Annotated in this window: 11 protein-coding genes; 4 read left to right on the top strand and 7 right to left on the bottom strand. The window is 68.0% G+C overall.

Annotated features, from left to right (window positions below):
* The first annotated feature begins 35 nt into the window (after positions 1–35).
* Positions 36–929 carry a DMT family transporter gene (locus tag H7H34_RS19710; protein WP_209006264.1) on the top strand — a complete coding sequence of 298 codons (894 nt, stop codon included), beginning with the start codon at positions 36–38 and terminating at the stop codon, positions 927–929.
* A 15-nt stretch (positions 930–944) separates the two neighbouring features.
* Here the strand turns inward: H7H34_RS19710 and H7H34_RS19705 are convergent, their stop codons facing one another.
* The gene (locus H7H34_RS19705; protein ID WP_120270145.1) at positions 945–1,802 is read right to left on the bottom strand and encodes a YihY/virulence factor BrkB family protein; all 858 of its coding nucleotides are present in this window, start codon (positions 1,800–1,802) and stop codon (positions 945–947) included.
* A 205-nt stretch (positions 1,803–2,007) separates the two neighbouring features.
* Between H7H34_RS19705 and H7H34_RS19700 the strand changes: the two genes are divergently transcribed.
* Positions 2,008–3,693, top strand: coding sequence for an acyl-CoA dehydrogenase family protein (locus tag H7H34_RS19700; protein WP_185926185.1), 1,686 nt, complete (start codon positions 2,008–2,010; stop codon positions 3,691–3,693).
* A 44-nt stretch (positions 3,694–3,737) separates the two neighbouring features.
* On the opposite strand, the gene H7H34_RS19695 is transcribed toward H7H34_RS19700, so the two are convergent.
* From H7H34_RS19695 to H7H34_RS19680, 4 genes are all read right to left on the bottom strand, one after another.
* Positions 3,738–5,057: a TRAP transporter large permease gene (locus tag H7H34_RS19695; RefSeq protein WP_120270147.1), complete on the bottom strand. Its 1,320-nt coding sequence runs from the start codon at positions 5,055–5,057 to the stop codon at positions 3,738–3,740.
* The gene (locus H7H34_RS19690) at positions 5,054–5,572 is read right to left on the bottom strand and encodes a TRAP transporter small permease (protein WP_120270148.1); all 519 of its coding nucleotides are present in this window, start codon (positions 5,570–5,572) and stop codon (positions 5,054–5,056) included. The genes H7H34_RS19695 and H7H34_RS19690 overlap by 4 nt, the downstream gene beginning before the upstream one ends.
* A gap of 20 nt (positions 5,573–5,592) precedes the next feature.
* Positions 5,593–6,627 carry a TRAP transporter substrate-binding protein gene (locus H7H34_RS19685; RefSeq protein WP_120270149.1) on the bottom strand — a complete coding sequence of 345 codons (1,035 nt, stop codon included), beginning with the start codon at positions 6,625–6,627 and terminating at the stop codon, positions 5,593–5,595.
* A gap of 136 nt (positions 6,628–6,763) precedes the next feature.
* Positions 6,764–7,387 carry a TetR/AcrR family transcriptional regulator gene (locus H7H34_RS19680; protein ID WP_185926184.1) on the bottom strand — a complete coding sequence of 208 codons (624 nt, stop codon included), beginning with the start codon at positions 7,385–7,387 and terminating at the stop codon, positions 6,764–6,766.
* 100 nt (positions 7,388–7,487) lie between these two features.
* Between H7H34_RS19680 and H7H34_RS19675 the strand changes: the two genes are divergently transcribed.
* Positions 7,488–8,066: an NAD(P)H-dependent oxidoreductase gene (locus tag H7H34_RS19675; protein WP_185926183.1), complete on the top strand. Its 579-nt coding sequence runs from the start codon at positions 7,488–7,490 to the stop codon at positions 8,064–8,066.
* Between the two features lie 30 nt (positions 8,067–8,096).
* Here the strand turns inward: H7H34_RS19675 and H7H34_RS19670 are convergent, their stop codons facing one another.
* Positions 8,097–8,618: a GNAT family N-acetyltransferase gene (locus H7H34_RS19670; protein WP_185926182.1), complete on the bottom strand. Its 522-nt coding sequence runs from the start codon at positions 8,616–8,618 to the stop codon at positions 8,097–8,099.
* Between the two features lie 521 nt (positions 8,619–9,139).
* Between H7H34_RS19670 and H7H34_RS19665 the strand changes: the two genes are divergently transcribed.
* The gene (locus tag H7H34_RS19665) at positions 9,140–9,538 is read left to right on the top strand and encodes a DUF2794 domain-containing protein (protein WP_120270152.1); all 399 of its coding nucleotides are present in this window, start codon (positions 9,140–9,142) and stop codon (positions 9,536–9,538) included.
* Positions 9,539–9,702: 164 nt separating this feature from the next.
* On the opposite strand, the gene H7H34_RS19660 is transcribed toward H7H34_RS19665, so the two are convergent.
* Complete coding sequence (locus H7H34_RS19660; RefSeq protein WP_185926181.1) at positions 9,703–11,760, bottom strand: S8 family peptidase; 2,058 nt, start codon at positions 11,758–11,760, stop codon at positions 9,703–9,705.
* Between the last annotated feature and the right edge of the window lie 156 nt (positions 11,761–11,916).

The following is an 11,916-nucleotide window of genomic DNA, read 5'->3' as shown; positions in this document are numbered from 1 at the left end:
CGCCGGCCCTTGCAACCGTTTGAACTGGATCGTTCGTGCGTGCGTTTTTCGACAAGGCCGTCCCCGGCATTTTCGTCCTGTTGTGGTCGACCGGCTTCATCGGCTCCAAGCTGGGGGCTCCTCACATCGAGCCCTTCGTCTTCCTGACGATCCGCTTCGCGCTGGTGCTGCCGGTGATGCTGGCGCTGGCCATCGTGCTGCGCGCCCACTGGCCGCGGCGGGGGTCGGAATGGGCGCATTGCTTCGCCGCCGGCGTGCTGATCCACGGTGTCTATCTGGGCGGGATCTTCTATGCCATCGACAACGGCATGCCGGCAGGCATTTCGGCGCTGTTCCTCGGGCTGCAGCCGCTGCTGACGGCGCTGCTGGCCGGGCCGGTGCTGGGCGAGAAGGTGGCGCCGCGCCACTGGCTGGGGCTGGCCGTCGGCGCGATCGGCCTGTTGCTGGTGGTGGGCCCGCGCATCGGCGGGGACACGTCGGGATTGTCGATGGTCAACGTGCTGGCCTGCCTGGCGGCGGCGGCCGGCATCGCGGTCGGCACGATCTACCAGAAGCGCTTCGTCGTCGGCATCGACCTGATCCCGGGGACATTGCTGCAGTATTTCGGCGCGCTGGCGCTGGTCATGCCGCTGTCGACGTTGGAGGACTGGCAGATCGCCTGGACCGGCGAGCTGATCATCGCCATGACCTGGCTGGTGCTGGTGCTGTCGATCGGTGCGGTGCTGCTGCTGATGGTGCTGATCAAGCGGGGCAGCGCCTCGCGGGTGTCGAGCCTGTTCTATCTCGCGCCGGTGGCAACCGCCGTGGAGGGCTACCTGCTGTTCGGCGAGACGCTGTCCCTTGTGCAGGTCGTGGGTGCGGCGCTGGTGGTCGGGGCGTTGCTGATCATCCGCGAAAGACGGATCGGCACGCGGCGCACGCCCGCCTGACCAACGCCCGTCCCGTCAGGCGCTGGCGAGCTTGCGGGCGCGGCGGCGCAGGATCGCCGCGTTGAGCTCGCCGCCGAAGACGAAGCAGATCGAGATCAGATACAGGAAGATCAGCGCGGTCATGGCGCCGGCAAGGCCGGCATAGGTCGACACATAGTCGGCAAAGCCGGCAAGCCAGGCACCGAAGGCCATGCCCGAGGCCAGCCACAGCAGCAAGGTGGCGGCAACGCCGGGAAGCGTGTCGAGCAGCCGGCGGCGGCCGTCCGGCAGCACCGCATGGGCGATGAACAGGCCGCCGAGCGTCAGCAGCGTGGCGATGACATAGCGCGAGATGTTGAGCCGGGCGGTGAAGGGCTCAAGCAGCGGCGCATGGGCGACAACGGCACGCCAGACCAGCGGCGCGAAGACGATCAGCAGGGCGAAGCTGATCAGCACGAAGGTGCCGAACAGCACCAGGAGCAGGGCCTGGGCGCGCAGGTAGAAGTAATTGCGGGTCTCGCCGACGCCATAGGCGCGGTTGAGCGCAACGCGCAGGGCCTCCACGCCGTTGGAGGCGAACCACAGCGCGGCGATGATGCCGAAGGTGAGGATGTCGCCGCGCGGCTGGGTCAGCACCACGTGGATCTCGCTGGAGATGGGACGGGCGACCTCTTCCGGCCAGACATCGAAGAGCAGCGTGGCGATGCGGTCGGCCATGTCCGACATGCCGAGAAAGCCGGTGAGCGCGGCCACGAAGATCAGGAACGGGAACAGGGCCAGCAGCGAGGACAGGGCGACATGGCTCGCCAGGGCGAAGCCGTCGTCGTTCGTCATGTGCATGACGGCGTCGTAGATGGTCGCGATCGCGGAGCGCAGCAGGCGGAACGGGTTCATCCGCCGCTTTTGCGGGAGGCATCGCCGCGGGTCAAGACGCGGCCGGCGTTTCATGCTGCGTCGCGAAATCCATGAAATATTATTGCTTTTCGCCTCCTTCAAAAGAAGCATTGCTTCGCGAAGGCGGCGCGATATTGTTTGCGCTGCAGCATCGCTCGTCGGGAGGGGCGAGGGTGCGGCGGGAAACGGCAATGGAGAGGAAGGCATGTCCCTGGCGAGCGAATTCGGTCACGAGGCACGGGAAACGCGGCTGACGGCGCTGACGGGCGAGGCGGTGGAGACGCTGGGCGCGCTGCTCGATGCGGCGGCGGGAAGCGTGCGGGCCCGCGTGTCGGTGGACGGCCGGTTGTCGGCGGACAGGCTGGAGGCCGAGCAGCGGGCGACCCACGGGCTGGCATGGCTTGCGACCTATGTGGAGGCGCTGCGCCAGCTCGCCGCCTATGCCGGACGGCTGGAGGATGCAGGCAGCTTTGGCGAGACGGAAGAGCTCCTGGTGCGCCTCGTCTTTGCCGAATACCTGGCGCAGGTCTTCGGCGGCATCCCGATGAACCAGGGCGAGGTGGTGCGCCTCGCCGATCTGGGGCTCGGGACGGAGGCAGCCGCTTCCTTCCGCAGCGCGGCGGTGGAGGAGCTGATCGCCACCGGCAACACGCCGGCGGTGCGGGCGCGGCTGGCCGGGCTGATCCGCCAGCAGGAGGGCAATTCGATCTTCGGCACCTCCGGGTTAGAGGAGACCTACGAGCAGGTGCGCGAGGAAATGCGCCGCTTCGCCGCCGACAAGGTGGTGCCGCATGCGCATGAGTGGCATCTGAAGAACGCCTATATCCCGCTGGAGGTGATCGGCGAGATGGCCGAGCTCGGCGTCTTCGGCCTGACGATCCCGGAAGAGTACGGCGGCCTCGGCCTCGGCAAGGAGAGCATGTGCGTCGTCTCGGAGGAGCTGAGCCGGGCCTATATCGGCGTCGGCTCGCTCGGCACCCGCTCGGAGATCGCCGCCGAGCTGATCCTGTGCGGGGGCACCGAGGTGCAGAAGCAGACCTGGCTGCCGAGGATCGCCTCCGGCGAGGTGCTGCCGACGGCGGTCTTCACCGAGCCGAACACCGGCTCCGACCTTGCTTCGCTGAAGACCCGCGCCGTGCGCCAGGGCGATGTGTGGAAGATCTACGGCAACAAGACCTGGATCACCCATCCGGTGCGCGCCGACATCATGACCCTGCTTGCGCGCACCGATCCGTCGGAGCCGGGCTACAAGGGTCTGTCGATGTTCATCGCGCAAAAGCCGCGCGGCACGGATGCCGATCCGTTCCCGGCGCCGGGCATGTCCGGCGGCGAGATCGAGGTGCTCGGCTATCGTGGCATGAAGGAATACGAGATCGCCTTCGACGGGTTCGAGGTGGCGCATGAGAACCTGCTGGGCGGCGTGCCGGGGCAGGGCTTCAAGCAACTGATGCAGACCTTCGAGGGCGCGCGCATCCAGACGGCGGCGCGGGCCTTGGGCGTTGCGCAGGCCGCGCTCGACCTGGGGCTGCGCTATGCGCAGGAGCGGGTGCAGTTCGGCAAGCCGCTGATCGCCTTCCCGCGCGTCTCCGACAAGCTGGCGATGATGGCGGCCGAGCTGATGGCGGCGCGCCAGCTGACCTATTTCTCGGCGCTGGAAAAGGACTCCGGCCGGCGCTGCGATCTGGAAGCGGGCATGGCCAAGCTGCTCGGCGCGCGCGTTGCCTGGGCGGCGGCGGACAATGCGCTGCAGATCCACGGCGGCAACGGTTTCGCGCTGGAATACGCGATTAGCCGGGTGCTGTGCGACGCGCGCATCCTCAACATCTTCGAGGGCGCGGCGGAAATCCAGGCGCAGGTCATCGCCCGGCGGGTACTGGAAGAGCGCGGCTGAGGCGGGGCCTCAGCCGGCAACTTAAGGTGTGGGGCGTTCGCGCCTCACCCCATGGCGACGACCAGCCAGAGCGAGATCCATGGCACGCCGATCAGCAGGGCAAGGCGGAAGATGTCGGCGATCCAGAAGGGCGTGACGCCCCGGAAGATCGTGGTCAGGCTGACGTCTTCCAGCACGCTGCGCAGCACGAAGACGTTGAGGCCGACGGGCGGGGTGATCAGGCTGATCTCGGTCACCACCACGACGACGATGGCGAACCAGATCAGCACCAGCTCGGGATCGGCGAGCAGGCCTGAGCCGAAATCCAGCGTCGTCACCAGCGGATAGAAGACCGGCACGGTGAGCAGGATCATCGACAGGCTTTCCAGCACGCAGCCGAGCAGGATGTAGACGGCGACGATCGCCAGGATCACCAGCCAGGGGCTGACGTCGAGGTCGGACACGGCATCGGACAGCGCATCCGGAAGGCCGGCGAAATTCACGAAATTGGTGAAGATGTCGGCGCCGATGATCAGGGCGAAGATCATCGCGGTGGCGCGGGTGCTTTCGCCGATGGCCTCGCCAAGGGCGCGCCAGCCGAGCCGGCCGAACAGGGCCGAGAGCGGCAGGGCGGCACCTGCGCCGATGCCGGCGGCCTCGGTCGGGGTGAAGAAGCCGCCATAGATGCCGACCATGATGATGGCGAACAGGACGATCAGGGCGACGACGCCGAGCACGTCGCGCCGGGTCAGCGGTTCGGCCTCGGTCGCCGGCGGGGCGAGCTCGGGATTGCGCCACACGGCGACCTGAACGGCGGCGAGATAGAACAGCAGGCCGACGATGCCCGGCACCACGCCGGCGATGAACAGTTTGCCGATGTCGGACTCGGTCAGCAGCCCGTAGATGATCAGAATCACCGAGGGCGGAATGAGAATGCCGAGCGTGCCGCCGGCGGCGATGGAGCCGGCGGCGAGGCTGTCGGCATAGCCGAAGCGGCGCATGGAAGGCATCGCCACCCGCGACATAGTGGCGGCGGTGGCGAGCGAGGAGCCGCAGACGGCGGAAAAGCCGCCGCAGGCGATCACCGAGGCCATGGCAAGGCCCCCGCGCATGCGCGCCGTCGCGTGGTTGGCGACCGCGTAGAGCCCGTGGGCGACGCCGGAGCGGGCCAGCACGTTGCCCATGAAGATGAACAGCGGCACCACCGAGAGCGAGTAGGCAAGGCCGGCGTCGAAGACCAGCGTGCCGGTCATGGCCAGGCTGGCGTCGAGCCCGCGCATCCAGGCAAAGCCGGCCATGCCGACCAGGGCCATGGCGAAGGCCACAGGCATCTTCAGGAAGATGAGGGCAAGCAGGACGGCGAAGCCGATCAGCGATTCCGTCATGTGGGATCCCGTCGTGAGACGTCCGGGCGAAGCGCCCGCAGGACGGCGGCAATGCAGGCGAGCGCGCAGCCCGCAGCGGCAAGGAAAGCGACCGGCGCCAGCGGCAGCGACAGGGAGTCGCTGACCGCGCCATCTTCGGCAAGCCGCTGTCCGTGCAGGAACAGCCGCCAGGAAAAGACGGCAAGGACCAGGGCCACCAGCAGGCCGGTAACCGGGCGCACGGCACGGGTGATACGCCCGCCCGCCGTCATGTCCATGAGGTCGACCTCGACATGTTCGCCGCGCGCGGTGGTCACCGGCAGGGCGAGGAAGACGAGCGAGGCGAGGAAGATCTCGGTCAGCTCATAGGCGCCGGCCAAAGGCGCGTTGAACCAGTAGCGGGCGACCACGTCGATGCAGGTGACGAGGGTGAGGGCGAGGAGCAGCGCGCCGGAGGCCACCGAGAGCAGCGTCTCCAGAGCATGGGCGAGGGACCGGCGCGGCGGCCGGCCCCCCTTGTCCGTTGTTGGCGACATAGGCGCAGCGTCCCGCCGGCTCAGAAGGAGATGCCGGTCTCGGCGCGCAGTTCGGCCAAAGCGGCAGCGCCGTCGAAGCCCTGCGCCTTGACCGCTTCGGCCCAGGCCGCCTCATGCTTGCCCGCGTGCTCGCGGATGGCGGCCAGCACGGCGTCGTTGGCCTCGTGCACCTCGATCTTGGTCTCGGCGACGAGCGCGATGCCGCCGGCATCGGCCGCATCCCACACCGCGCCGGCCTTTTCGGCGAAGGCGGCGCCCGAGAGCTTCTCGATGGCGGCCTTGTCGGCGTCGGAGATCTCGTCCCACTTGGCCTGGTTCATGACCAGGAACCAGGAGGTGTTGTAGATGCCGCCGGGGACCTTCAGCGTGTAGGAGAGATGATCGGCAAGGCGGAAGGCCTTGAGCGCCTCCATCGGGAAGGTGACGCCGTCGATGACGCCGCGCGAAAGCTTCTCGTAGACCTCGCCGGGGCCCATGAACTGGGTGACGACGCCGAGATCCTGCATCAGGTCGGCGATATAACCGCCCGGCGTGCGCAGCTTGAGGCCGGCGAAGTCCTCGGGCTTCTCGATCTTGCGCTGGTTGTTGTGAACCATGCCGGGGCCATGGGCGAAGACGGAGAGCAGCTTGACGCCCTCGTGCTCTGCCGCAGCATCCAGCGTGCCCGCATAGACCTTCCAGTAAGCCTTGGAGACCGAGACCGCATCATTGCCGAGGAAGGAGAACTGGCCGATGCGCGAGCGCAGGAACCGATCGTCCTGAGTGAAGGAATGCAGGCCGTAGGTGATGTCGGCAACGCCGTCGCGGGCCATGTCGTAATGGGCCGGGGGAGCGCCGAGCGGCTTGGCCAGCACGCGCACCTTGACGCGGCCTTCCGTCGCCTTCTCGACCTCGTCGGCCCAGGGCTTCATGGCGTTCTCGACCAGCGGGTGCTTGGGCGGCAGCCAGGACGACATGACCAGAGTGGTGTCGGCGCGGGCACCGGCAAGGCCGGCAACGAGGCTGCAAGCGAGCGCGGCAAGGCCGAACCCGGCGGATTTCACCGTGAAGCGCATGTTTTCCTCCCATGTTCCGGCCGGGCGAAGCCTGTTGCCGCCGGATATTAGTTTCAATTGCAACTTTTTCAGGAAACCGACGCGGCGTCAAGGCAGTTGCAACCCTGGGGCAGGCTATGCGGGACCGTCGGCCGGATCAAACATCCTGTGCCTCTGCCGCGCCGGTCGAAAGCCAGGCGGCGAGCAGGCCGTCGAACAGGGCGAGCTGCGCGTCCTCGCCGGCAAGGGTGCCGAGGCTGTGGCCGACGATCATGTGATAGAAGAACGCGAGCACGCCCTGGGCCAGAAGATCCGGGTCCGCACCGCGCACAAGGCGCCCTTCGCGCGACAGCCGGCGAAACCCCTCGAGCGCGCACTCTTCCATCGCCTGACAGACGCCGAGAAACAGCCGCGTCCACGGGCCGTCGCGCAGGGTCGACTGGACGAGATAGAGGCGGGCGAAGTCCGGATCGGAGCGGTAGAGCGCCAGCCAGGGGCGGAAGATGCCGGCAATGTAGTCGCGGGTCTCGCCGATCGGCGTGCGGGCCACATGGGCGCGCATGGCGACCTCAAGCTGCTCGAGATCGGCCGTGCGCGCGGCGATCAGCAGGCTGGTCTTGTCGGCGAAGTGGGCGAAGACCGTTGCCTTGGCAACGCCGGCTGCCTCGGCGATCGCATCGACGCTGGTCGCCTCGAACCCCTGGCCCGAGAAGAGGCGGGCCGCCTCGGCGAGGATCCTGTCACGGGTTTCGCGGGTGCGCTTCTGGGGCCGTCCGACCATGGTGTGCCTTCTTGTGGATTCATTTATTGACCGTGGTCATAAAATACGGCATCAATTCTTGACCGCGGTCAACTTTAGTCACGAAACAGGAAAGCCGACAATGGCGAAACGTATTCTCGTGCTGGACGGGCATCCGGGTCCGGACAGCCTGTGCGGGGCGCTGGCCGCCTCCTATGTCCAGGGCGCCACGCGCGCCGGACATCAGGTGAAGCTGCTGCGCCTGTCGCAGATGCAGTTCGACCCGGACATGGGGCCGGGTTTCAAGCCGGCAAAGGTGCTGGAGCCGTGCCTTGCCGAGGTGCAGGCGGCGATCACCTGGTGCGAGCATCTGGTGATCGTGCATCCGCTGTGGTGGGGATTGATGCCGGCCAAGCTGAAGGGGCTGATCGACCGGGTTCTGCTGCCCGGTTACGCCTTTCGCTACGAGCCCGGCCAGATGGTGCCGGCAAAGCTGCTGAAGGGGCGTTCGGCCGAAGTGCTGGTCACCTCCGACACGCCGCCATGGTACCTGCGCTTCCTGCTGTGGACGCCCGGCTTCCGGGCGATGCGCAAGCAGATCCTGGAGTTCTGCGGCTTTTCGCCCGTGCGCTTCCGCACCTTCGCGCCGGTGCAGGGCTCGGACGAGAAAAAGCGCAAGGGCTGGATCGAGAAGGCAGGAAAATACGGGGAGGTGGCCTGAGCGCGGCAGCAGCCCCTTGGGTCGAGGCGTTCAGTAACGCTCTTCGGGGAACCAGCCGAAGACCGTGAGATCGAGGGTCGTCTGGGCGATGCGCTCGCGGCTGGTCATCAGGATCTGGCCGCCGCGTCGCTGGTAGAAGCGGACCGCCTCGTCATTGTCCTTGAGCACCCGGATGGCAAGGCCGTCGAGACGGGCGCGGGTCAGGGCGGCGCGGGTGGCGGTGAACAGCTCGCTGCCGAAGCCGAGGCCCTGATGGTCCGGCCGGACATAGAGCTCGTAGATCTCGCCCTCGAAGGGCAGCTCGCGCATGCGGCTGCGGCCCCAGGTGGCATAGCCGGCGGGAATGCCGGCGACCTGCAGGATCTGGATCTGGACACCGCGCGACAAGGCGGTACGCCACCATTTCGGCCCGCGGCGGGAGATCATCCGCTCCAGTTCCAGGCCGTCGATGATACCCCGATAGGTCGACCGCCAGGCATCCTCGTGGATGGTGGCGAGCGCTTCGGCATCGTCGTGGCGCGCTGGGCGCAGGGCTGTCAGGCCGATACTCATGGAACCATGATAGCGCCCTTCGGCGGCGGACAAAAGCCGTTGCGCATGACCAGGTCACAGCCAGTCGTGCACGAGGTGGAAAACGCGGAGAAGCGGGGAGGGGAGCTGCAGAAACGGAAAAGGGCCGGCGTTGGAGCCGGCCCTTCCGGTTGCAGTCTCAGTCCTTGCGGACCGGGGAACATCTGCGACAAAACCCCGGGGGGCTGGGGGGCTGTTGCGTACCGAAGCCTTGTCGTCAGTTCCTTATGCAACGATGCGAATTTCGCCGGTCAAGATGGCACCGTCTGGGCTGCAATGGGGCGAAACTATGAAATCGACACGGGCCTCGAAAAAGGCCCGGCGAGGGGCCCCAGGGAGGCCGAAACGCCATGTTTTGCAAGGTCTTGGCAAGGTGCCTGGCGTGCTCCTGCGCCGGGCTGAATGCGCCTGCGCGCGCCCGCTCCGCCGCCGGGACTTGCAAAAGGCGAAGAGGGCGGCCCATCATGACAGGCGGATGACAGGGCGGCGAGGCAGAAGGCGCGATGAGCGAGTTCGATGAAGACGCATCCAGGGCCGGGGCGGAGCCGGCGCCGATCTCCGGCCTTGCGACTGCCCGCAGTCCCGGCGCACCGCCTGTCCCCGCGCTTGTTTCCTTTCATCGGCGCGAACTCGATCTGATCCTGCGGGTCTATGGCCACCGGGTGGCCTCGGGCGAATGGCGGGATTACGCCATCGACCACCTGAAGGACCGGGCGGTGTTCTCTGTCTTCCGCCGCAGCTCCGAAATGCCGCTGTTCCGCATCGAGAAAGTGCCGCGCAACGCCAAGCGGCAGGGCGCCTATGCCGTGGTCGGCACGGGCGGTGTGATCCTCAAGCGCGGCGGCGACCTTGCCCAGGTGCTCAAGGTCTTCGAGAAGAAGCGTCACCTCAGCCTGGTGTGAACCGGCGAGCAAAAGGCGCTGGCCGGACAGGTCGGCCCCAACTGACGAGGAAAAGGCGGAGGCCAGACAGGCTGGCCCCAACTGATGAGAAAAGGCGGAGGCCAGACAGGCTGGCCTCCGCAAGGAAGTGCCGCAGGGATTGCGAGCACGGAACCGTCGAACCTTCAGAACTTGTAGGACATGCGCGCGGCCAGGGCGTGCGACTGGGCGCGTGCCCGGTATTCGCCCGCATAGGTGAGCGTGCCGGACAGGCCGTTGGTCGCGGAATTGACCTCGACGCCGGCCGACAGGCGGGCGATGTCGCGACCGATTCCGTTGCCGGTGGCGGTGACGGGGGCGCCCAGCATGGTGGCGTTGCGGCGGTCGCCGAGCGAGCCGATGGCCCGGGCATAGGCAACGTCCATCACCGGGGCGACCGTTGCCACGGTGCCGAGCGCCATCGCGGGCGCGGCAACGCGCACACCCGCGCCGGCATCGAACTGGCTGGCATTTGCGGACGGAGCGGCAAGCGAGAAGACGCCGGCGCCGGTCTCGGTCGAGCTGCCCAGCCACTGATGCACGAGGCGGGCCTGCACATAGGGCTGCACGGTCGCGCCCATCGTCTCGAAGGTCATGCCGACGCGGGCATTCGACCAGGCGCCGACATCGACGGCGTTGCTCGATCCGGTAAAGGCGACGGCGCCGCCGGCGCCGGCAATGGCGTTGCGGGTGCGGCTCGTCTCGAAGCGGGTCAGGCCGCCGGCCGCGTCGGCGAAGAAGCCGCCGGCCGAGTAGCTGCCATAGGCCACCGCATGTAGGCCGGTCGCACGCGCGGTGTTGCCGCCGCCCTGGCTGTTGCCCGAGGTGAAGCCGATGCCGACACCGCCGCCGATGCCGTCGGCCAGCGTGACGTCGATACCGGTCAGCATGCCGCCGGTGCGGCTGATGCTGCCGGGGGAGCCGGCGTTTGCCGAGGTGCCGGAGAAGCTGCCGAGCATCGACCCCCACAGCCGGTAGCGGGCGGCTTCTCCGGGGGCGGCGCCATGGCTCGACAGGCTGACCGTGCCGGGCATGGCCTTGCCCGATCCGTGTGCGGCGGCCAGGTTCGAGATGGTGCCGGCGATCTGCGACAGGGTCGAGGCCTGGGCGGTCTGCGACTGGCTGAACACCGAGGCGGTGCTGCCCTCGCGCGTGGCGGTCAGGTTGGCAAGATCGAGAAGGCCCCAGCCGTATTCGCTGTCGATGCCCGGCGCGCCGACATCGCGCGAGGTCGCCAGCACCAGCTGCGCCAGCTCGGTGGCGGGCGCATCGGGGAACATCTCGCGGGCAATGGCGAGTGCCGCCGTCACATGCGGGGCGGCCATCGAGGTGCCCGACATGTTGACATAGCCGCCGGTGTTGGAGGTCGAGTAGATGCCGTCCGCATCCTGGTCGTCGCCGCCGCCCGGCGCCGACAGGCACCAGGTCATGGCAAGGCCGCAGCGGTTGGAATAGTCGGCGAGCGTGCCGTCGCGCCCGACGGCCGCGACCGACAGCCAGTTGGCCCGCAGCTCGGGGAAGATGTGCGGCAGGCCGGGCTCCAGCGCAACGCTCGGGAAGCCGTCGTTGCCGTTGGCCCAGACCAGCACCGCGCCCTGGTCGACGACGCGCTGGAAGGTCGCCATCATCTGCGGGCGTTCGTTCAGGAAGTAGGTGCGGACCGTCTCGAGGTCGCTGCCGCCCTCCGGCATCATCGGGTCGGAGCCCCAGGAGTTGTTGAAGAACTCGATGCCCTGGTCGAGGCCGTAGGAAATGGCCGAGGCGGCGATGCTGTCGAGACGGGTCTCGTCGATGTCGCCGGTCGGGCCGGACAGCTGCAGCGAGGTCACCTGCGCGCCGGGGGCGACGCCGACCATGCCGACGCCGTTGGCGAGCGCGGCGATGGTGCCGGCGACATGGGTGCCGTGGCCGACGACATCGCCGTCGGACGGGCCGAGCGTGTGGCCGCTGAAGGACTGCGGGGTGACGTTGGGCTCAAGGTCGGGGTGGCCGGCGATGATGCCGCTGTCGACGACGCCGACAGTGACGCCGCGACCGGTCCAGCCGCGCTCGTGGGCGATGCGGGCGCCGATCATGCCAAGGCCCCATTGGGCCGAGTATTCGTCGGCGGCGGCCGGCGTCCAGGCGGCTGCGGCAAGGGGAAGGACGGTCAGGCAGGTGGAGGCGCGGATAGCGCGGGCAAGTCTTCTGGCAACGCAGGACATGGGATCCGTTCCGTGAGGGGAGTTCAGAACGGGGCGAGATAATCTTGCCGGGGCCGGTCCCGTCAATCGGGGTCCCCCTTGAAAAACAGGGGTTTGCGGCCGTGCGCTGCAAAAATGGACGCAGTGAAGGCGGCGGCGGACGCTGTGCAAACCGGG

Source organism: Stappia sp. 28M-7, assembly GCF_014252955.1.
In the GTDB taxonomy this organism is placed as follows: domain Bacteria; phylum Pseudomonadota; class Alphaproteobacteria; order Rhizobiales; family Stappiaceae; genus Stappia.
This window is presented reverse-complemented; position numbering and strand designations above follow the sequence as displayed.